The sequence below is a fragment of the Bartonella sp. AC130YNZD genome (assembly GCF_042196865.1).
GTDB lineage: Bacteria > Pseudomonadota > Alphaproteobacteria > Rhizobiales > Rhizobiaceae > Bartonella.
This window is the reverse complement of the sequence record NZ_JBHIQZ010000001.1, coordinates 158,682-180,713: the sequence shown is the minus strand read 5'-3', so window position 1 is coordinate 180,713 and position 22,032 is coordinate 158,682. Positions and strand designations below refer to the sequence as shown.

The following is a 22,032-nucleotide window of genomic DNA, read 5'->3' as shown; positions in this document are numbered from 1 at the left end:
TTCGATAACTCTAAAATAGTGATGTAAATTGGAAAGCAATGGCCATTTCCTATGACCTTAGACCAGTTGGTTCATGTTTTGCACGAAAAACAGATAATGTGGTCGTGAAGGAGAGTTCTAAGCTCTCTTTAATTGGTTTGTCGCAAGATGAAATGATGCAAGCTTTAAAGACAGTTAGTGTACCAGAGCATCAAACGCGTATGCGTGTGCGTCAGCTTTGGCATTGGCTTTATGTGCGTGGTGTTTCAAATTTTGATGATATGCTGAATATTTCTAAAGCAATGCAAGAAACACTTAAGTGTCATTTCTCCATTGCGCGCCCAGAAATTGTTGGAGAACAAATATCAAAAGATGGTACGCGTAAATGGCTCTTACGTTTTCCTGCACGTGGAGCTGGAAGGCCTGTTGAAATTGAAACGGTTTATATCCCTGAAGAAGGACGTGGTACTTTATGTCTTTCATCGCAAGTAGGGTGTACTTTAACCTGCTCTTTTTGCCATACGGGAACGCAGATGCTTGTTCGTAATCTGACCGCAGAAGAAATTTTGGCACAATTATTGGTTGCACGTGATTGTTTGGGTGATTTTCCTGATAAGAATACCCCTGATGGAGCAATTGTTCCCATTGAAGGACGAAAAATTACCAATATTGTTATGATGGGAATGGGAGAACCTCTTTATAATTTTGAAGCTGTTAAAAAAGCTTTATTGATTGCCTCTGATGGCGATGGACTTTCTTTATCAAAACGTCGAATTACGCTTTCAACTAGTGGGGTTGTTCCTGGAATTATCCGAACTGGAGAAGAAATTGGTGTTATGTTAGCAATTTCACTCCACGCAGTACATGATACACTAAGGGATATGCTTGTTCCCATTAATAAAAAATATCCGCTTGCTTTACTAATGGAGGCTTGCCGTAATTATCCTGGTCTTTCCAATGCAAAACGAATCACATTTGAATATGTTATGCTGAAAGATATCAATGATAGTTTAGATGATGCTAAGCAATTGATTCAGTTATTGAAAGGGATTCCTGCTAAGATTAATTTAATCCCTTTTAATCCGTGGCCAGGGAGTAATTATCAGTGCTCTGATTGGGAGCAAATCGAGCGTTTTGCTGATGTCGTTAATCAAGCGGGCTATGCTTCTCCTATTCGGATACCGCGTGGACGCGATATTTTAGCTGCATGTGGACAGCTTAAATCGGCTTCAGAGCGCTTACGTAAATCTGAACGTTTACGACTTGAAAATGCTATTGGTCATTAGTTAACGTAATTTTCAGCTATATCGAGGCCTATGCTTTTTTGTTTGTAATTTAATATCCAAACCTCATGCGATGGCATATGTGAGACAGATACTAAGATGGATAAGTGCTAGACGAACAGTTTCAGCGTTTATATGCTAAATGGGGTAAGATATTGTCTATAGTCTCGTTTGTATAATCTCTGAAATTAAGAAGGAAGCCTAATTTAGAGGGAATATGAGGTCTTAAGGATTATAACTAATTTCTACCTTATTATCATACTCTTTAATTCGGTTTTATGTCTTTTAAAAGCATCTACGGTAATATATTTTAAAAAGTGGAGATTGTGCAGTGCCTCATGTTTTTGTTTATTATTTTCTTAAATAAGATCACGCATCACAAGCAAAACAGAGGATCTAAAATATAAATACCATTGAGTTATCCATTGATATGTTTTTTAAGTATCTCTTAGTGCACTCTTCATATAACGATAATGCTTGTGAGGAGTATAACAAAAAGCTTCTGTGAAATGTATTGTACTCCTACACCTTTATGTTTAATAAAGGTGTAAATTGGTACCACCATTCTATTTTTTAGCTCCCAATGTTGTAACAGCTTTTAGCACTTGAGATGGTTCATAAGAGGTGTTTTTATTCTTTTCTTAGATAGTTTTTATCCATACGAAAACTCCAGCTTCTCTTGTGATGTACAAAGGAAAGGTATTGTTTTATTCAAAATAAACAGGTTTGAAATGAAAAAATCTTATAATATTTGTTTTTTTATTTAAATTAAAAGCGATACATTACACTTATAAATCAATGTTTTGTAACCACAAGGAGATGGAGGGCAAAGCTGGTAAAAGTACCAGCAATAAGCCAGTCGAGAAAGCGAATATAAAGAGGGTTCTTTTTGAGAGTTTTGGTAAGTTTATGCGCTGTAAAAACGATTGCAATTGTAATGGGGAAAGAAATAGGAATATAAGAGAGTCCTAAAAAGAGTAATTTTTGTGTTGCCATAGGATCATTCGCATTGATAAATTGTGGTAAGAATGTCGCGTTAAAGAGTATAACTTTAGGATTGAGAAGATTAATTCCAATACCAGCAAGATAGTTACGTTTAGCGCTTTGAGATTTAGAAGATGTCTGTTCAAAGGAAAAATTGGGGTTTCTCCGTAACGCTTGAAAGGAAAACCATAAAAGATAAAAGGCGCCAACAATTTTCAGAAGAACAAAAGTATGTGGTGCAGCAAAAATAAGCGCTGATAAGCCAAGTGCTACAGCCGTAACCTGAATGGCAAACCCTGTTGCACTACCCAAGGCGCACATAATTCCAGCTTTTTTGCTTTGTGTAATGGTTCGTCCTACAGAAAGCATCATATCTGGTCCTGGAATAAGTGCTAAAATCAACGATGCTAAAGCAAATTGTACAACAATAGACCACTCCGGTAGAAATGACACGTAAATCTCCTTTTGTTTTTAAGCAGTGTTCACTATTTATACTTTGAGGCACCTTTATTTACGCTTTTTGCGTCTTTTTAATGTTGCTTAAAAAGAATTTATTTTTATATTTCTTGCATCGTTTTGATTTTTGGGTAGAAATAAAAAAGTAGCTCATATAGAACGTTAAAATGAAAAAGTGGCAAAATATTAGAAAAGTTGTTTTGGCTTATTCAGGTGGATTGGATACGTCAATTATTCTTAAATGGTTGCAAAGTGCGCTAGGTGTTGAAGTTGTAACTTTTACAGCAGATTTGGGGCAGGGGGAAGAGCTAGAACTTGCTCGTCGTAAAGCTGAAATGCTAGGTGTTAAAGAGATCTACATTGAAGATTTGCGCGAAGAATTTGTGCGTGATTTTGTGTTTCCGATGTTTCGAGCCAATACCGTTTATGAGGGGACTTATCTTTTAGGAACATCAATTGCACGTCCACTTATTTCAAAACGCCTTATTGAAATTGCTGAGGAAACAGGGGCAGATGCCATTGCTCATGGAGCAACAGGAAAAGGCAATGATCAGGTACGCTTTGAGCTTTCCGCTTATGCGCTTAATCCTGATATAAAGATTATTGCTCCATGGCGTGATTGGGATTTTAAGAGTCGGACAGATCTCTTTGAATTTGCTCGTATTCATCAAATTCCTGTAGAAAAGGATAAGCAAGGTGAAGCGCCTTTTTCAGTGGATGCAAATTTATTGCATTCTTCATCAGAAGGAAAGATTTTAGAAGATCCAGCACTTCCTGCTCCTGAATATGTCCATATGCGTACTCTTTCGCCGGAAGATGCTCCAGATCAAGCAACCAGAATTACTCTTGGCTTTAAAAAAGGCGATGCTGTTTCAATCAATGGAAAAAATTTATCTCCTGCAACTTTACTTGCAGAATTAAATCGTTACGGGTGCGATAATGGTATTGGTCGGTTAGATTTGGTAGAAAATCGCTTTGTGGGTATGAAATCGCGGGGTATTTATGAAACACCAGGTGGAACCATTCTTTTGACGGCTCACAGAGCTATAGAATCTTTAACGTTAGATCGTGGCGCAGCTCATTTAAAAGATGAGTTGATGCCACGTTATGCAGAACTCATTTATTATGGATTTTGGTTTTCGCCGGAACGTAAGATGTTGCAGGCAGCTATTGATTTATCTCAAGAACATGTTGAAGGTGAAGTCACGTTAAAGCTTTATAAGGGGAATGTAATTATTGAAGGGCGCCAAAGTAAGAAATCACTTTATTCCAGTGAGTTAGTAACTTTCGAGGATGATCAAGGTGTTTATGATCAAAGAGATGCAACTGGTTTTATTAAATTAAATGCTCTACGTTTGCGTACATTAGCAATGCATCATCAAGGTGATAAAGAAAAGAAATAGAAAGTTACGGTGACAAGTGTAAAGTAGGTGCAGTGCTTTTGTATGAAATGCCTAGTTTAAGCATTTTTTCTGTTGGTTTTTACCGTTCTTTCGTTCAATACTAGAAGCTTATCTTTTGCGCTAATAAATATAATAAGCAAAACCCATGATAATAATAGCAATGAAGGCTTCGATAATCAAAACAAGTCAATTTTGCTTTATAATATTGAATGTTTTTGATTTTTATCAGAACAGAATATGTTTATAACGAGGGCGGTTTTTGTATTGTGGCTTAGAGTATAAAGAAATTTTCATCTTTTTGCTTGCTATTATTGACGAATAAATTCAAGAACCATACACCCTATTTTGAAAGAGTGTAATTTTTAGGATAAATAATAATGATGCGTGATCAGTGTGATACCCTCAACCTTACGCCTGAATTAAAAGATGCAGCTTCTCAATCGAGAACTTGGCCATTTGAAGAAGCACGTAAGATTATCAAACGGTATGAAAAAACGGGTTATCCAGACAGTCTGATATTTGAAACAGGTTATGGCCCTTCTGGTTTACCGCATATTGGAACTTTTGGGGAAGTTGCACGTACAACCATGGTGCGTCATGCATTTCATATTCTCACGGAGAATAAAGTAAAAACAAAATTACTTTGTTTTTCTGATGATATGGATGGTTTGCGCAAGGTTCCTGAGAATGTGCCTGATCGCGAGAGGATGGAACATTATCTTGGTCAACCGTTGAGCCGTGTACCCGACCCTTTTGGAGATGATTATCCTTCTTTTGGAGCGGCAAATAATGCGCGGTTACGGGCTTTCCTTGATCGTTTTGGTTTTGATTATGAATTTGCAAGTGCTACGGATTATTACAATTCCGGTCGTTTTGATGAAACACTTTTAAAAATCCTTGCTTGTTATGACAAGGTTATGGCAATTATTTTACCAACATTAGGTGAAGAACGGCAAGCGACCTATTCACTCTTTCTACCGATTTCTCCCTTTTCTGGAAAAGTATTACAGGTACCGATGATTGCGCGTAATGTTGAAAAAGGGACTGTCACTTATATTGAACCTGAAACAGGAGAAACCATAGAAACAGAGGTTACTGGGGGCAAAGTTAAGTGTCAGTGGAAGGTAGATTGGGCAATGCGTTGGACAGCACTTAGCATTGATTATGAAATGGCCGGAAAAGACCTTATCGATTCCACAAATCTTTCTTCTAAAATTTGTAAAGTATTAGGTGGAAAGCCCCCAGAAGGATTCAACTATGAGCTCTTTTTAGATGAGAAAGGGCAGAAAATTTCCAAATCCAAGGGAAATGGCTTAACCATTGATGAATGGCTTACTTATGCCCCAACAGAGAGTTTAGGGCTTTATATGTTTTCAAAACCTAAAACAGCAAAAAGGCTTTATTTTGATGTTATTCCTAAAGCTGTGGATGAATATTATGCTCATCTTTCTGCTTATGGTCGTCAAAGTTGGCAAGAACGGCTTAGTAATCCTGTATGGCATATTCATAATGGTTGTCCACCGCAGGTTGATTTGCCTGTATCCTTTGCGATGCTTTTAAATTTGGTAAGTGCTTCAAATGCGGAGAATGCAGAAGTTCTTTGGGGTTTTATTTCTCGTTACGCTAGAGGAGCAAATGCACAAACTTATCCAGAACTGGATCAATTGGTGAAGTTTGCCATTAAATATTTTGATGTTTTTGTTAAACCAAACAAGAAATTTCGTATACCAGATGATAGCGAACGAGCAACATTAGCACAAATTGATGAAAAATTAGCTCATTTACCTGAAACTGTTGATGGCAACATATTACAAAATATGCTTCTTGATGTTGCACGGTTAACGGAACGCTATCAAGATCATAGCAAAAAAAGCCCTGAAGGTGGGCCTGGTGTTTCCAATGTTTTTTTTCAAATGTTGTATGAAGTTCTTCTTGGACAAGAGCGAGGTCCACGATGGGGATCATTTATAGCGCTTTATGGGATTAATGAAATGCGTGCACTGATTGCTGAAACACTTGCACGACCTATGGAGGAATAATGGAACGAAGAGTGCAGGAAGTAAAGCGACGCCGTACATTTGCAATTATTGCTCACCCAGATGCGGGGAAAACAACATTAACAGAAAAGCTTTTATTGTTTGGTGGTGCTATTCAACTTGCAGGAGAAGTAAAAGCCAAAAAAGATCGTATTCAAACCCGTTCTGATTGGATGAATATTGAGCGTGATCGTGGTATTTCCGTTGTGACTTCGGTGATGACGTTTGAATATGAAAATCATATTTTTAATCTCCTAGATACCCCAGGCCATGAAGATTTTGCAGACGATACTTATCGCACGCTTACAGCTGTTGATAGTGCTATCATGGTATTGGATGGGGCCCGCGGGATTGAGCCTAGAACACTAAAACTGTTTGAAGTATGTCGGATGCGGGATATTCCTATTGTTACTTTTATCAATAAAATGGATCGTGAGGCACGTGATCCTATAGAGCTTTTAGATGAAATTGAAGAAAAGCTTGCTCTTGATACCGCCCCTATAACATGGCCCATTGGGACAGGTAAAGATTTTGTTGGTACCTATGACCTTCATCATAATCGGTTTCGTCAAAAAGATGATGAGATAACACAGCAAATAGTTTCAAATCCCAGAGAGATTGTCCATTTACTCCCTGAATATCAACGTTCAACTTTTATTGAAGGGGTAGAACTTGCTCAAAGTGTTTGCAAGAATTTTGATCTGCAAGCTTTCCGTGAAGGTCATATGACACCGGTTTATTTTGGTTCAGCTTTGCGAAATTTTGGTGTTCGTGATTTGATCAATGCGCTTATTGATTTTGGTCAAAGTCCTCGTGATCAAAGTGCAGATCAGCGCAATGTCATAGCAACTGAACCTAAAATGACGGGATTTGTTTTTAAAATTCAAGCGAATATGGATCCTAATCATCGTGATCGTATTGCATTTTTTCGGGTATGTTCGGGAACACTTGAACGTGGTATGAAAACAAAGTTGGTTCGAACAGGAAAACCGATGACACTTTCGGCTCCACAATTTTTCTTTGCGCGTTCGCGCCAAATTGCTGATCAAGCCTATGCTGGTGATATCGTAGGGATCCCTAATCATGGAACATTGCGTATCGGCGATACTTTGACTGAAGGAGAAGATATCCTCTTTAAGGGAATACCAAATTTTGCACCAGAGATTTTGCGTCGTGTTTGTTTGGGCGATCCAATGAAAGCAAAAAAGCTCAAAGAAGCTTTGCAACAAATGGCTGAAGAAGGGGTTGTACAATTGTTTATTCCTGATGATGGGTCGCCTTCTCTCATTGGTGTTATTGGTGCTTTGCAAATTGATGTCTTAAAAGAACGATTAAAAATAGAATATTCTTTGCCAGTGAATTTTGAGTCTGCGCGCTTTAATTTATGCCGTTGGATTTCAGCGCAGAGCAAAGATGAGTTGCAAAAGTTTCTTAGCAATCACCGCTCTGCTATTGCGTATGATTTAGAAGGTGATCCAGTTTTTTTAGCGGAGAACCATTTTTCATTAAATTATGAAGCAGAAAGAGCTCCTAAGATAAAATTTTCTACTTTTAAAGATTATCAAGTAAGCTTTTAATGTAAAGAAGAATTTTTTATGTAACAATTTGGTTGATAATGATTTTTCATATTGAGTTGGGGATCTGAATATTGTTATTTTTTCTGAAAACAAAAGGAGTATGTAAAGAACACTTTCAGATTGCACTGTATAAAGAATACGGTAAATTTATTTTAATATTCAATAAGTTATAATATATTTGTAATTGTAACGTCTTTTAAAATTTTGATATATTTTTTCACAATAGCTTAAGACAAGCTCATATATTTAAGTATTTTGAATGTCAGTTAAAAATCTCCTGTATAAATAGAGCTTTTCAGTTTTTTCTTGTATGAAAATTGTATACAGTCAAAATAAAGCAAATAATCAATAAGATGAAATTTGTTATTCCCAATATGAGATCATATGACTTATAAACCACGTGTCTTTTCTATATCTTCTGGAACGGATTTTTTGCCTCACTTTGTTGATGCACTGCTCTCTGGTACCCTTATTGATAATTTTGCTCCCAATGGAGATATTCAAACTGCTCTTGCTGATAGCCTTATTTATGTTCCGACACGTCGTGCTGCGCGCGCTTTGCGTTTAGCTTTTGTTGAAAGAAGTAATACACAATCAACCTTTTTGCCAACTATTCGTGCTCTAGGAGATGTCGATGAAGACAGTTTCCTTTTTGTTGAAAATCATACCAGCACTCTGAATCCACCCATTGGAAAAAGTGAACGCTTACTGCTTTTAGCGCGCCTTATTCGTCCATGGCGTGAAAATTTACCTGCGCATCTGCGTGCCATGTTTGGTACAGAAGATGTGCTTATTCCGGCTCATAGTGCTGATGCAATTTGGTTTGCTCAGGATTTAGCGCATTTGATGGATGAAATTGAAACAGAAGGAGCAGATTGGTCGAAACTTAAAGATATTGCACCTGATATGGTCGCTGAATGGTGGCAAATAACGCTTGACTTTCTGACTATTGTTACGCAAAATTGGCCCAAAATCTTGAAAGAAAGACAACGAAGCAATCCCGTTGAATGGCGTAATCAAGCACTCACAATGCATGCAGAGGCTTTACGACGTATGCTGCCTGATAAACCGATCATTGCAGCTGGTGTGTCGGGTTCTATGCCCGCAGTTTCTCATCTTTTAAAGGTTATAGCTTCTCTGCCCAAAGGGGCTGTTGTTCTTCCTGGTCTTGATCTCCATATGGATGAAGAACAATGGAATGCATTAAGCACAAGCAATAAAGAAAAAACAGCTTGCGATTTTTTTGATCCAGCAGAAAATGTTTTTAGCCATCCTCAATATCATTTAAAAAAACTTCTTTCTCTCATGGAGTGTCAACGTCATCATGTTTGCGAAATTGGCCAACAAAGTAGCACAAAGAAAAGACGAATGGCTCTTTTATCAGAGGCACTTCGACCAGCTTCTACGACAGATAAATGGATACAAATTGTCCGTAACGATTATGAGGCTCTTTGTGCAGACTGGTCATTTATTGAAGCTATCAATGAACGTGAAGAAGCTCTCGCTATTGCTGTTGCTTTACGCAAAGCTATTGAAAAACCCCAAAAAACCGCAGCTCTTATTACAAATGACCGTAATTTAGCACGCCGTGTTGCCGTGGAATTACAACGATTTGGAATTGAAGCAAATGATTCAGGGGGAATACCACTTGCCCAAACATTGCCTGTAACTCTCTTACGACTTATCTTAGAAAATGTATTGCAACCTGATGATCCCATTGCTTTTCTTTCTCTTCTTAAACATCCCCTTACAACACTCCAACAAAATCGTCATCGTTTACGGGAAATGGCAGAAAATTTTGAACTTTTTGTTCTTCGAGGGAATACAGGGCGCATCAATCTTTGCGAGTGTGATCAATTTCTTGAAAAATGGATTGAAACATACTTTCATAATAGTTCTGAAATCAACGCTCTTGATCAGCAGAAATGTGAAGAAGCACGTTTCCTTTGTCATCTTTTGAGGACAGCTGTTGAACCTTTAACATCTCTTATGAAACAAGAGAAAGAATGCACCATCAACGAAGCTGCGATAGCAACTGTTGAAGTTTTTGAAAATTTTGGTCGCAATGAGGATAATTCTCTTGCACATCTTTATCAACACGAAGCAGGACAAGCCCTATCAAAGTTTTTACGTGAATTGGTCAGTGATCAATCAGGATTAACATTTCATCTTTGTGAATGGCCTGCTATGTTTTCTGCTATAATAGCAACTCGTTCCGTTGCACCTTCGCCTGGAGGACATCCACGTGTATTCATCTGGGGTACTTTGGAATCGCGTTTGCAAACGGTTGATACAGTGGTCATCGGCGGTCTTAATGAAGGGTCATGGCCGATATCAACCCGAAATGATGCTTTTTTATCGCGACCGATGAAAATGATGTTAACTCTGGAACCACCAGAGCAGCGTATTGGTCTTTCTGCGCATGATTTTCAATGGGCAATGGGAATGGATAAAGTGGTGATGAGTCGCGCATTGCGCGTTAATCATACGCCTTCCATTCCATCACGCTGGCTACAACGCATGGAAACAGTTGTAGGAAAACAGGTTTGGGAACAAATCCGTGAACGAGGTGAAATACTACGCCATTGGGCAAAGATGCTTGATCATACAAACATAACTTCTGAGGTGGAACGTCCTTGCCCTTCTCCACCTCTTGATATACGCCCGCGCCATTTTTCAGTCACTGAAATAGAAACATTGCGATATGATCCCTATGCTATTTATGCCAAAAAAATCTTAAGGCTCAAACCACTTAAAGAACTTATTCATGATCCTAGCGCTTCAGAACGTGGAACACTTTATCACGCTATTCTGGCGGCTTTTTGTACACAAATGAAAAATCCAAATGATGCAAATGCACTCAATGTACTGCTTTCTATTGGACGTAAAGAATTTGATAAATTCAACTTTCCACCGGATATTGAAGTAATTTGGTGGAATAGTTTTGAAAATTTTGCTCCACGCTTTATTCAATGGGAACAAAGTTTAGGGCTGCGAGAGCGATATTCGGAAGTTGTATCACAAAAAATTTCTATAGGAACAACAGGGGTAACTCTTTCAGGACGTGCTGATCGTCTTGATGTTTTGCCAGATAAAACGGTTGAAATTCTAGATTTCAAAACCGGAACGCCTCCTTTATCAAAACAAGTTCGTGAATTATTATTTCCGCAATTGGCTTTAGAAACAGCTTTACTCATACAAGGGGGCTTCCCAGATTTTCAAGATTTTACACCTTCAAATTTATTTTACATTCCCCTTAACAAAAAAGGTGAAATTAAATCCCAATCAATTCTTTTAAAGAAAAAAGACGGAAAAACTTATCTAAGTGCTGTTGATCTTGCTGAAAATGCATGGGAAAATCTTATCGCACTCATAATTTATTATCAAAATCCACAACAAGGCTATCTCTCACATGCTGTCCCCATGTCAAAACGATATGAAGGTGACTACGACCATTTGGCTCGGTTGTGGGAATGGTCAAGTGGTTTTCATAAAGAAGAGTAATCATGACGTTTTTTTCTATTCCTGAAGCCGCTCTTGATGCACAAGCAACAGCAACACATCCCCAAAAAAACGTGTGGGTTTCTGCAAATGCTGGATCTGGAAAAACCCACGTTTTAAGTGAACGTGTTATCCGTTTGCTTTTAAACGGTACGCCTCCAGCACGTATTTTATGCCTTACTTATACAAGAGCTGCTGCTGCTGTTATGCAATCACGAATTTTTCGCACGCTTTCCAGTTGGAATGAGCTCGATGATGCACAGCTGCAAGAAACCTTAACACGGTTTGAAAAAAAAACTGTTAATGCGCAAAAACTAACTTATGCACGGCAACTCTTTGCGCGTGCCCTCGAAACGCCTGGTGGCTTAAAAATCCAAACGATTCATGCTTTTTGTGAATCTCTCTTGCATCAATTTATGTTAGAAGCCAATATTGCAGGGCATTTTGAACTTCCCGATGATATCAGTCGAAAAAAATTACGACAAGAATCTCGTCGTCAACTTTTAGCTCGTCGTGATGTACAACCTGCTTTGCAACAGTTACTTCAAGTTATTAGCGAACATACTTTTAACCAATTGCTCTATGAGGCAGTTGAAAAGCAACATAAATTGTCTGATTTTTTATCTTCTCTTTTATCTGAAAATGGAGAAGAAAAATTGCGCGCGCTTTTTAACTTAGCGCCCAATGAAACAAATCAATATCTTCTGGAACAAATTAAACAAACAGCGCGCCTTCCTCTTTATGCTCTTAAGCATTGTGAAACCAATGGTAATCAAAGCTTTAAGGATATGGTGGCAAAACTTTCCCAATTAGAAAAGGTGCATGATGAGATAAATATTCTCAATCTTATTTCTGATGTTTATTTTACAACAAAAGGTGAGCCGCGTAATTTTTCACATTTATCTCATAAAAAATCAGACGAAATTTGGCCTTTTATTCAACAAATGCTTGAAGACAAACAAAACAAGCTTTCTGTTCTTTTAGAAAAATATCAATGCGCAAAGGTTGCCACCCTCAATATGGCTGCTTTTCAGCTCTGTGCTATTTATCTCAAAATTTATAAGAATTTAAAAAAGTCCAATGGCTTCTTAGACTTTGATGACCTTATTGAGCGTACGCTTCATTTGTTACAGCGCAAGGGTGCAAGCCAATGGGTGCACTATAAACTTGATCAGGGACTTGATCATATTCTACTTGATGAAGCACAAGACACCAACCCTGAGCAATGGCAAATTATTCAACTGTTGGCACAGGAATTTTTTTCAGGGTATAGCCAACGAACAAACATACGGACTCTTTTTGCTGTTGGAGATGAAAAGCAATCTATTTATTCTTTTCAAGGCGCTGCTCCAGAAAATTTTGCTGCAAATGGACGAATTATTCAAAAAAAAGTGCAACAAACAAATCAACAATTTGAAAAAATACAACTGCATTATTCTTTTCGCTCTACAGCAGATGTTCTTAAAAGTGTTGATCTTGTTTTTGAAACACCAGAAAACTATAAAGGGCTTTCGGCAGAAAATACAAAAACGGTGCATGAAGCTATCCGTATTCACAGTCCCGGTGAAGTTGTTATATGGGATGCCATTTCCAAAGAAACGAGTGACTTTCCTCAAGATTGGCATACAACTGTTAATCATTTAGATACACCTGAAGTTCGTTTAGCAGAAAAAATTGCTGAAACGATTGCCGACTGGTTACAAAAAGGCGAAATGCTTCCAGCAAAAGGACGCTTAATACGGGCAAGTGATATTATGATCTTGGTCCGTAAACGTGATCAATTTGTCTCAGCTCTTTCCCGTGCTCTTAAACACCGTAATATTCCCGTAGCAGGGGCTGATCGTTTACAGCTTACCAAACATATTAGTATCCGTGATTTAATGGCGCTTGCGCGTTTTGTTTTGCAGCCACAAGATGATCTTTCTCTTGCTTGTGTTTTAAAAAGCCCACTTTTTGCTCTTAGTGAAGAGGAACTCTATCAGCTTGCCGCACACCGCACCGGCTCTCTTTGGCAAAGTCTGTGCGCGCATATATCATCGCAGGTATCTTTTAAAGATGCTTTTGAAAAGCTAAACCATTATCGCGCTTTAGTGGATAAAATACCAGTTTTTGAATTCTATAGCTATATTCTGAACAATGATAAGGGACGACAAAAAATTCTGTCTCGTTTAGGATCTGAAGCAAATGATGTGCTCGATGCTTTTATGGATTATACGCTCACTATTCAAAAAACAGGATTACCAGGATTACAAGCTTTTTTAGAAACATTAAGTGCAAGCGAACCAGAAATTAAACGTGAATTTGAACAAAGTAATGAAGAAATTCGTATCATGACTGTTCATGCTGCAAAAGGATTAGAGGCTGCTGTTGTGTTTTTAGTCGATCCTGGTAGTGCGATTTGGCATCCTCAGCATGCGCCTCACTTGCTTAAAGTTCCTTTAAACAATGCACAATGGAACGGAAAACAAGCCTTTATTTGGCATCCCAATGAAAAGTTTGATACAAAACTCTCTAAACAAGCAATTTCATATTTAAAAGAGCGTGCAGAAGAAGAATATAGGCGTCTTCTTTATGTAGGAATGACACGCGCTGAAGATCGCTTGTTTATTTGTGGGTATAAAGGTCCGAAAACGCCATCTCATACATGGTTACAACTCGTAAAAAAAGCCCTCGAACCGCATGCCCTTGCTATAAAAGATTCTTCGGAAGATATTGCAGCTTGGCGTTATTGCATTACACCTGCTTCTTCTGCTTCTATAAACTCAAAAGTTCCTTCCGCTGAATGCCAAACCTTACCACCTTTGCCTGCTTTTTTCTCTCATAAAGTACCAGCAGAACCAGTGTTACCAAAACCGTTAAAACCGTCAGTGGCGAGCCTTTCCATTGAAGCTGATACAGAGCTGTCCTCAAGTCCAAAACAGCTTACCACTTCACCTGTTTTAGGAGCCATGAACACAAACAGAGCTTTTTCCATTGAATATGGTAATCTCGTTCACCGATTGTTACAATATTTGCCCGATTGTCCCCCACAAAAACGTCGAGATTATGCTCGAAACTATCTCAATATCAAAGCCTTTCATTGGCATGAGAGCCAAAGAGAAGATGCTCTTTGCCATATTTGGAAAATATTAGATCATGTTTATCTCAAACCCCTTTTCTCTGAGCATTCACGTGCTGAGGTCTCCTTAATGGGTATTGTGAAAATTCGTGGAAAAGAACAAGCAATCTCTGGTCAAATTGACCGTCTCTACATCACGCAAAACAGCGTTATCTTTGCAGATTTTAAAACAGGAACCCCGCCAGAAAATGAAGCTGCTATTGCTTCCCATCATTGGTTGCAAATGGCTCTTTATCGAAAATTATTGCAAGCTATTCATCCCGATAAAGATATCCAGGCTCTGCTTATCTACAGTAAAGAAGCCAAAATTTTTAAACTTCCTCCAGAAAAACTTGAGGCATTTCTTAGTGAAGTTGCCTTATAAGTTAGTCTTTTCCTTGCAAAGCATTTTTACACTTTATTTACTTTCATAAAATCGCTCAAACAAACACAACGCGCAATCCCTGGTGTAAAAAAGTCCTTTAATAATTTATCTTTGCAATAACTTGATATGAATTGTTATTATACCAATCTATAAAAAGTGAATATAAAGGATAAATAAATGACGTGTATAAAAGTTGATAAGGACAATTTCGAAAGTGAAGTTCTAACCTCTTCCACCCCTGTTGTGGTTGATTTTTGGGCAGAATGGTGTGGCCCTTGCAAAGTGATTGCTCCAATTTTGGATGAAATTTCAATAGAAATGCAAAATCAAGTTAAAATTGCTAAGGTAAATATTGATGAAAATCCGGAACTGGCTACCCAATACGGAGTACGTTCTATCCCTACATTATTAATGTTTAAAAATGGAAATATTTCATCGAATATGGTTGGCGCTACCTCTAAAGGACGTCTTTCTGAATGGATAAAAGATGGGCTTAGTTAATTCCACATATAATCACTATAAAGGAGAGAAATTTTGTCTCTCCTTTTGACTTTTTTAAAATATTCTTTTTTGCATTATATTATAATGAAAAGACAATAAAAATCAAAATTTTAAATGAATTTAAGAATTCATGCTTTTATGCATGTTTCAATTGACTATTTTTATAAAAAATTGCTTTGTATGAAGAATATAGGCAATTCTTTCCTTATAGGCGCGTTAAAAATATTAGGTGAATGATAATTTCATAAAGGTATTTCTTCTTAGATAAGACTATTGAGATAGATAGTGTTTTCAACACATAAAAGGAGATTTTAAGCAAAAACTTTGCAAATTACTTTTCTGAAGCTCACAATTTTTAAGCAGAAAGAAACAAGCAATTCACTACAGGTTATATAATGCTCTTCTAAAGGGTTACCACTTCAATTTAAAATTCTCTTATACTATTCTCTAGAATCAAAATTGTAGGTATCAGATTCTCTAAAATAAATTGATGAATTCCTATAAATTAACGGCTGTCCTTTGCAATTTATGTCATTGTTATATGAAAGAGTCAGCATTTCGTTTCATCTTCCATGGTTGGTACCTCCATGAAGCCTTCTTTATGTTGTCCATCATCTCAGATTTCATAGGTAGTATTGAGGTATTATCAAATTAAAAAATGATGATGTTCATGTTTTTTTAAAATGTACGAATTGCGAAAGACTGTTGCAAACATTCAATGGAATGTTGCGCTGATCTAACTGTTACATGACGCCCATGTTCTTTATAGTGTAAGGTGAGTGCAAAAGTGGCAAGTTCTAAAAGAGCTGTATTTCTTTCTGGCCATTCAACAAGTAAAATATTTTTCTCACGAGCTTCATGAAGCCCTAATTCATCAATTTCTTCTGCCATAGAAAGGCGATAAAGATCAGCATGAATAATTTCAAACTTTGGAAGTTGATAGCTTTGCACAAGAGTAAAAGTAGGGCTTGGAACATCCATAGTGTTATCGTTCGCAAGTGTTTGAATGATTGTACGTGCAATGGTTGACTTTCCAGTTCCAAGATCTCCTTGCAGGGTTACAAGATCTCCTGGCTTTAAAGAAAGAGCTAAATTTTGTGCAAAAAGCTTTGTTGCCTCTTCATTTTCAAGAAAAAAACTAAAATTCATTAAAAGTTCCATGAAATGGATGAAAAATTTTTGTTATCATAAAGGTCAAAATTAAAAAATCGTATCTCCTTTGGAGAGTGGGAAAAAACATTTAACTGTTGTTCCTTTTCCAAAACCGGTAAGAATTTCAACATGTCCACCGTGTAGTTCAACGAAACTTTTTACAAGGGAAAGGCCAAGACCCGCTCCCGCACGCCCACCATGGTGTGAATGGGAAGAAAAACGTTTAAAAATACGATCAAGGACGTCTTCTGGGATGTCAGAGCCCTGATTGTGAACGCTAAAGACAATGTTATCATCTTGTTCATCGACGCAAAATTCAATAGTACTCGCCTCCGTTGCAAAATTAATAGCATTACTCAGTACATTCACAAAAATTTGATGCAAGCGCTTTTCATCAGCAGAAATAGAATTTAAGGAAGGAGAAATTTGTTGTAAAAGCGTAATATGCCGTCCATTAAGGCGATCTTCTACACGTGCTACTGCTTGTATCATAGCATCGGCAATGTTAACCGATTTTATGTCCAACTCCATAATGCCTGCATCAAGGGTAGCAAGATCAAGAATATCGTTAACAATATTTAAAAGAGTTCCTGATTCTGAATGAATGTGTTCAAGATATTCTTGTTGACGTTCATTGATAGAGCCGAAAATTTGATCACGTAAAATATCGGAAAATCCAATAATATTTGTGAGAGGTGTGCGCAATTCATAAGAAACATGTTGGACAAATTCATTACGCAAACGATCAGCACTTTCTAATGCTTCATTTTTTTCTTGAAGAGCACGCGCAACATGGACAGTGTCCGTAACATTCACAAAAGTAAGCATCGTTTGTCCATTAGGAAGAGGGACCAGAGTATAGTCAATAATCATATCATTTTTAAGATCTATACGACCTGAAAATGTTTCACGTTTTTCAGCAAAACCGGTAATGAACTTGGTAAATTGATCCCATTCTTGCCCCAAGGTTAAGGCTGAACAATGGCTTTGTAACTGTGTAATATGGGTTCCTTCTACCAGTAAATTATAAGGAAGAGACCACAATTTCGACAAGGCAGGATTCGATAAACGAAGGCGTCCATCAGTACCAAAAACAACCACGCCTTCGGAAAGTTTATCAAGTGTTTCACCTTGTATTTTAATAAGTGTATTATAACGGCGTTCAAGATCAATTTTTTCTGTAAGGTTTTCGTAAAGCCAAGTGACACCTCCTTGTGGATGAGGGTTCGAGACAACACGCACCGTACGTCCATCTGGAAGATTCCAAATTTGTTGATTCGATTCTGTTTGCCAATAGGCTTTTAAAAGTTCTTCTTTCCATGCGCGCCAATCAGGGTGTTCAGCAATGAGCCCCTTTTCACGTAAACGTTCAAGAAACAATGTATGGCTTGGTTCACTTTCTAAAAAAGAACTCTCCAACGGCCATAAAATTTTAAAAGCATGATTACAGAATTTTAATTTTTGGTTTGTATCAAAAATGGCTACAGCTGTTGAAATTTGGTCAAGTGTTTCACAATGGCTTTGAAGAACATATCTTAATTCATGAGCAAGATTTTCATATGCGCTGTCATCACGTGCAAAAGCTGCCATCCCTTCAGCTGTTGTAATACGTGTGAGATGAAAACGATGCCGTTCTCCACCAATAACCGTGTGAACATGTTCTTGAAAAATTGTTTCTGTTTCATCTGTTTTGCATTGTGTATTTTCATTGAAAAGATCCCCCACGTCATCACTGTCTTCACGAAAGTCTGTTATTTCTCTAAAGGCGCGATTGATAAAACAAACTTTTCCTTCACAATCTTTTATCCATACGGGCTCTTGAATAAGATCAAGAAGATTACGCTGCATTCTCAGTTCAGTAAGAAGACGGGCGATATCTTTCTGTAAACGAGCATTTTCACTCTGTTGTTTTGAGATATCTTGAAAACGAGCAATAGCGACTGTTCCTGCGATGACTCCTGTAACTTGTAGCAGTACATTGTTTGTGGTGGTGATAGAAAGATCAAAAGGGTGACATTTACAACGTAGTTGAGTCAATGTATAATCAAGTTCTCGCAGAGAATTTTCTTCAACCCAGAGCTCAAAACGCTGAAAATCTTTCTGATCAATTCCTATTTTTTGCAATGCAGAAAGGGCACCAACGACACGGGGTAAGGTTGTTGGATTCTCCCAAATAAGGAGGAATTGCTCGGTTTCTTCTAGAAGCCATTCATAATATTTAAGTTTTTCAGAAAAATTTGCCTGAATTATCTTCAAAGTCTTCTGTGCAGTTTTTTTTGCACGCATGATAACAGCTAGGCACGTGAGAAGTAAGGCACAAGAAATTCCTCCACACAGCGCTAAAAGCAGCCATGGACCATTCGGCAAAGTGAAGAAAAATGGTAAATAACCTTCCAATGACTGAGCAACAGCGCATGTTGGAGAAAAAAAGAAAAAAAGGCAAAATATATACGTATATATTCGGATCATTTTTTGAGCTTTTTCTTTGGGGTTATAGTCACCAAAGCTGCGCACGATATCTTTCCCTTTTTTAACCCAAGGAAACGTATTAGTAACGGTAATGGTTTGGTTTATAAGGTCCTTGTGGTGAGACTCCAATATAAGCGGCTTGTTCTTCTGATAAAACACTTAATTTTATTCCTAACCGATCAAGATGTAGACGTGCTACCTTTTCATCAAGATGTTTAGGCAAAACAGTGACTTCATTTGTATAGTGTTCTGCACGGGTAAAAAGTTCAATTTGCGCTAAAACTTGATTAGTAAACGAGGCTGACATGACAAAAGAAGGATGCCCAGTCGCATTCCCGAGGTTTAACAAACGTCCTTCAGAGAGCAAAATGATGCGTTTTCCATCGGGAAAGGTGATCATATCAACTTGTGGTTTAATATTTGTCCATGGCAAATTTCTAAGGGCAGCGACTTGGATTTCGTTATCAAAATGACCAATATTTCCAAGAATACACATATCCTTTACTTGTCGCATATGATCTAAACGAACAACATCTTTATTGCCTGTTGTCGTGATGATAATATCAGCACTGGAAGCAGCATCATCCAAATTAACAACTTCATAGCCATCCATAGCGGCTTGAAGAGCGCAGATAGGATCAATTTCTGTTACTTTAACACGAGCCCCAGCACCAGAAAGAGATGCTGCTGAACCTTTTCCTACATCACCATAACCACAGACAATGGCAGTTTTACCAGCGATCATCACATCTGTTCCACGTCGAATACCATCGACCAATGATTCTTTACATCCATATTTATTATCAAACTTTGATTTAGTGACGCTATCATTAACATTAATAGCAGGAAAATGTAGAAGTCCTTCTTTTTGTAACTGATAAAGACGGTTTACACCTGTTGTGGTTTCTTCGCTTACACCTTTAATTGCTGCGCGCTGTCGTGTAAAAAAACCTGGCGTTGCATCCATACGCTTTTGTATTTGTTTGAAAAAAATTTCTTCTTCTTCTGTTTTGGGATGCGATAAAATATCTTTATTTTGTTCTGCACGACTTCCCATTAAAATATAGTTTGTGGCGTCAGCTCCATCATCTAAAATAAGATTGGAAGGATTACCATCTGGCCATTGGAAGATTGCATCTATATAAGTCCAATATTCTTCCAATGTTTCACCCTTAACGGCAAATACAGGAATGCCAGTTGCGGCGATAGCTGCTGCTGCATGGTCTTGCGTAGAAAAAATATTGCTAGAGCTCCACCGTATATCGGCGCCAATCGCTTTTAATGTTTCAATTAAAACAGCTGTTTGAATTGTCATGTGCAATGAGCCAGAAATACGCGCTCCGCGCAAAGGTTGACTGGAAGAAAACTCCTTACGACAAGCCATCAAACCAGGCATTTCTGTTTCAGCAATATCAAGTTCTTTACGACCATAAGCGGCAAGTGCAATATCTTTGACAACAAAATCTTGAGCTGCCATTCTTCATTCCTTTAAAATAAGTTTTTCCAAGACGGTAGGAGAAATTAAAAAAAAATGCAAGACAAGAAGAGGACTTCTTTATGTGAAAAAGCTCTTTTAAAATCTCCATAAATTTGTGCAACAAATATGCATTTATGGATCTGAGTAGTGATGTTACTGACAGAATAGGAGATCTTCATGATAAGTCTTATTATATAAACAAAATTCTATCCTTTTCACGTAACTTTAAAGCTTTTAAAAGTCTCCAGAGGGAATACCTTTTAAATAATAAAAATGGTGCATTGCTTTACAGTTTTTATATCGATTTTTATGGGATAATATCGAAAGTAGTATACTCGTATTCTACTCACTTATGCGGTTGTTGAAAAAGGAAGAATTACTATAATCTCATGACTAAGCTTTTTAGCAAAATAATATAAATGCAAAGCCATAGATTATCATGTTTATGGATAGGCAGTTCAGAATCGGTTCTTTAGGATTCCAATGTTGCACCTGCTCTTGGATAAAGACAGTTTATAAGAAGTACTTTTCTCCTGTTTTCAACGATTTTTATCAAAAGACTATAGATATACGATTAAACATTTTTTGTGATACTGAATAGAGTATTTAAAATGTAAAAACATCACTCTATTGAATACTCTGATTTTAAAACCGCTAACGACGCGCTATGAATTATAAATCAAATAATTAACTTAGTTTTGGAAGAATTTATTCTAGACGAGTAGGTTTTGGGAAAATTGACCATGTGGACGAAATCGCCAGAGATAACTTGGCAAGAATGCTGCCATTGCTCTGGGGGTAATACCTACACCTTCTAAAGTATATCCATTCTCTATAGCTTCTTTAGAAACAATGTTATCCATTTGCAAAAAACGTATCTGATTGACTGTTACGAGTGTTGGTACAAAAGGCAATTTACCGATAGTTCCCAAAATTCCTCCAATCAATAGACCAGCAGAAAGAGGCATGGATAGGATTGTTTTTTTACGGTGAATAATTTTGAGTATATTTTCAAGAGTATTTTGAAAGGTGATAATCTGGGGACCACCAAGATCATAATTTTTTCCCCAAGCAACCTGTCCATCTAAAGCGCGCGCGATAAACTCAGCAACGTCACCAACATACACGGGTTGCAATTTGCTTTGCCCACCCCCAAAAAGAGGCATAATTGGTAAAAAACGTGACAAATCTGCTAAGGTGTTAAAAAAACAATCCTCTGGTCCAAAGATAACGGATGGACGGATAATAATTGCTTGAGGATGCTTGTTATGAACGATTTGTTCACCCATAAACTTAACACGTGCATAAAGACATGAAGCATTCTCGTTAGCCACAAGTGCTGACATATAGATGAGTGGAATAGCAGCTTGTGCTGTTAATTCAGCAACATTGTAAGCACCATCAATTTGTGTGTTTTTAAAATTCGATTGATTTGCTTGTTTTAAGCTACCAGGTAAAAACACTGCCGCATCAGCTCCAAGCAACGCGCGTGCAACAGAGGCACGATGCTTGATATCCGTTTTAAGCATTTGGGTTTGTCCTACTTCTCCTATTTGGAGCATGTAATAAGCTTTTTGTGGATAACGAACAGCGATACGAACGCGATATCCCCGCTTAGTCAAAGTTTCAACGACATGTCGTCCTACAAAACCAGATCCGCCAAAAACAGTAATAAGTTTAGGATGTTGATAAAGTGCACAATCAAGTTGCATGATTAAAAAGTCTATCTTTC

At 37.6% G+C, this 22,032-nt stretch carries 12 protein-coding genes; 7 read left to right on the top strand and 5 right to left on the bottom strand.

The window, feature by feature from the left end; genetic code table 11:
• Positions 1–38 precede the first annotated feature (38 nt).
• A complete protein-coding gene (gene rlmN / locus ACFINU_RS00640; RefSeq protein WP_375617464.1) occupies positions 39–1,265 on the top strand; it encodes a 23S rRNA (adenine(2503)-C(2))-methyltransferase RlmN in 1,227 nt (408 codons plus the stop codon).
• A 792-nt stretch (positions 1,266–2,057) separates the two neighbouring features.
• Here the strand turns inward: rlmN and ACFINU_RS00635 are convergent.
• Positions 2,058–2,699, bottom strand: coding sequence for a LysE family translocator (locus tag ACFINU_RS00635; RefSeq protein ID WP_375617465.1), 642 nt, complete (start codon positions 2,697–2,699; stop codon positions 2,058–2,060).
• A 170-nt stretch (positions 2,700–2,869) separates the two neighbouring features.
• Between ACFINU_RS00635 and ACFINU_RS00630 the strand changes: the two genes are divergently transcribed.
• The 6 genes from ACFINU_RS00630 (at position 2,870) to trxA (ending at position 15,202) form a co-directional block, all read left to right on the top strand.
• On the top strand, positions 2,870–4,105 hold the full coding sequence (locus ACFINU_RS00630; protein ID WP_375617466.1) for an argininosuccinate synthase: 1,236 nt from the start codon (positions 2,870–2,872) through the stop codon (positions 4,103–4,105).
• Positions 4,106–4,482: 377 nt separating this feature from the next.
• Positions 4,483–6,144: a lysine--tRNA ligase gene (locus ACFINU_RS00625; RefSeq protein WP_375617467.1), complete on the top strand. Its 1,662-nt coding sequence runs from the start codon at positions 4,483–4,485 to the stop codon at positions 6,142–6,144.
• Positions 6,144–7,718, top strand: coding sequence for a peptide chain release factor 3 (locus ACFINU_RS00620; protein ID WP_375617468.1), 1,575 nt, complete (start codon positions 6,144–6,146; stop codon positions 7,716–7,718). The genes ACFINU_RS00625 and ACFINU_RS00620 overlap by 1 nt, the downstream gene beginning before the upstream one ends.
• A gap of 384 nt (positions 7,719–8,102) precedes the next feature.
• Positions 8,103–11,222, top strand: coding sequence for a double-strand break repair protein AddB (addB, locus tag ACFINU_RS00615; RefSeq protein ID WP_375617469.1), 3,120 nt, complete (start codon positions 8,103–8,105; stop codon positions 11,220–11,222).
• 2 nt (positions 11,223–11,224) lie between these two features.
• On the top strand, positions 11,225–14,701 hold the full coding sequence (gene addA / locus ACFINU_RS00610; RefSeq protein WP_375617470.1) for a double-strand break repair helicase AddA: 3,477 nt from the start codon (positions 11,225–11,227) through the stop codon (positions 14,699–14,701).
• A 177-nt stretch (positions 14,702–14,878) separates the two neighbouring features.
• Positions 14,879–15,202 (top strand): thioredoxin, encoded by a 324-nt coding sequence (gene trxA, locus ACFINU_RS00605; RefSeq protein ID WP_375611361.1) that lies wholly within the window; start codon positions 14,879–14,881, stop codon positions 15,200–15,202.
• Between the two features lie 678 nt (positions 15,203–15,880).
• On the opposite strand, the gene tsaE is transcribed toward trxA, so the two are convergent.
• The 4 genes from tsaE to ACFINU_RS00585 all read right to left on the bottom strand — a co-directional run bounded on the left by tsaE (position 15,881) and on the right by ACFINU_RS00585 (position 22,012).
• Positions 15,881–16,351 carry a tRNA (adenosine(37)-N6)-threonylcarbamoyltransferase complex ATPase subunit type 1 TsaE gene (gene tsaE / locus ACFINU_RS00600; RefSeq protein WP_375617471.1) on the bottom strand — a complete coding sequence of 157 codons (471 nt, stop codon included), beginning with the start codon at positions 16,349–16,351 and terminating at the stop codon, positions 15,881–15,883.
• Positions 16,352–16,402: 51 nt separating this feature from the next.
• Positions 16,403–18,868, bottom strand: coding sequence for an ATP-binding protein (locus tag ACFINU_RS00595; protein WP_375617472.1), 2,466 nt, complete (start codon positions 18,866–18,868; stop codon positions 16,403–16,405).
• A gap of 34 nt (positions 18,869–18,902) precedes the next feature.
• Positions 18,903–20,300 (bottom strand): adenosylhomocysteinase, encoded by a 1,398-nt coding sequence (gene ahcY / locus ACFINU_RS00590; protein WP_375617473.1) that lies wholly within the window; start codon positions 20,298–20,300, stop codon positions 18,903–18,905.
• 713 nt (positions 20,301–21,013) lie between these two features.
• Positions 21,014–22,012 carry a complex I NDUFA9 subunit family protein gene (locus ACFINU_RS00585; protein WP_375617474.1) on the bottom strand — a complete coding sequence of 333 codons (999 nt, stop codon included), beginning with the start codon at positions 22,010–22,012 and terminating at the stop codon, positions 21,014–21,016.
• Between the last annotated feature and the right edge of the window lie 20 nt (positions 22,013–22,032).

Excerpts from the sequence above, each read along its gene's own strand:
- rlmN (WP_375617464.1), top strand. The coding sequence starts at position 39 with ATGGCCATTTCCTATGACCTTAGACCAGTTGGTTCATGTTTTGCACGA.
- ACFINU_RS00630 (WP_375617466.1), top strand. The coding sequence starts at position 2,870 with ATGAAAAAGTGGCAAAATATTAGAAAAGTTGTTTTGGCTTATTCAGGT.
- ACFINU_RS00625 (WP_375617467.1), top strand. The coding sequence starts at position 4,483 with ATGATGCGTGATCAGTGTGATACCCTCAACCTTACGCCTGAATTAAAA.
- ACFINU_RS00620 (WP_375617468.1), top strand. The coding sequence starts at position 6,144 with ATGGAACGAAGAGTGCAGGAAGTAAAGCGACGCCGTACATTTGCAATT.
- addB (WP_375617469.1), top strand. The coding sequence starts at position 8,103 with ATGACTTATAAACCACGTGTCTTTTCTATATCTTCTGGAACGGATTTT.
- addA (WP_375617470.1), top strand. The coding sequence starts at position 11,225 with ATGACGTTTTTTTCTATTCCTGAAGCCGCTCTTGATGCACAAGCAACA.
- trxA (WP_375611361.1), top strand. The coding sequence starts at position 14,879 with ATGACGTGTATAAAAGTTGATAAGGACAATTTCGAAAGTGAAGTTCTA.
- tsaE (WP_375617471.1), bottom strand. The coding sequence starts at position 16,351 with ATGAATTTTAGTTTTTTTCTTGAAAATGAAGAGGCAACAAAGCTTTTT.
- ahcY (WP_375617473.1), bottom strand. The coding sequence starts at position 20,300 with ATGGCAGCTCAAGATTTTGTTGTCAAAGATATTGCACTTGCCGCTTAT.
- ACFINU_RS00585 (WP_375617474.1), bottom strand. The coding sequence starts at position 22,012 with ATGCAACTTGATTGTGCACTTTATCAACATCCTAAACTTATTACTGTT.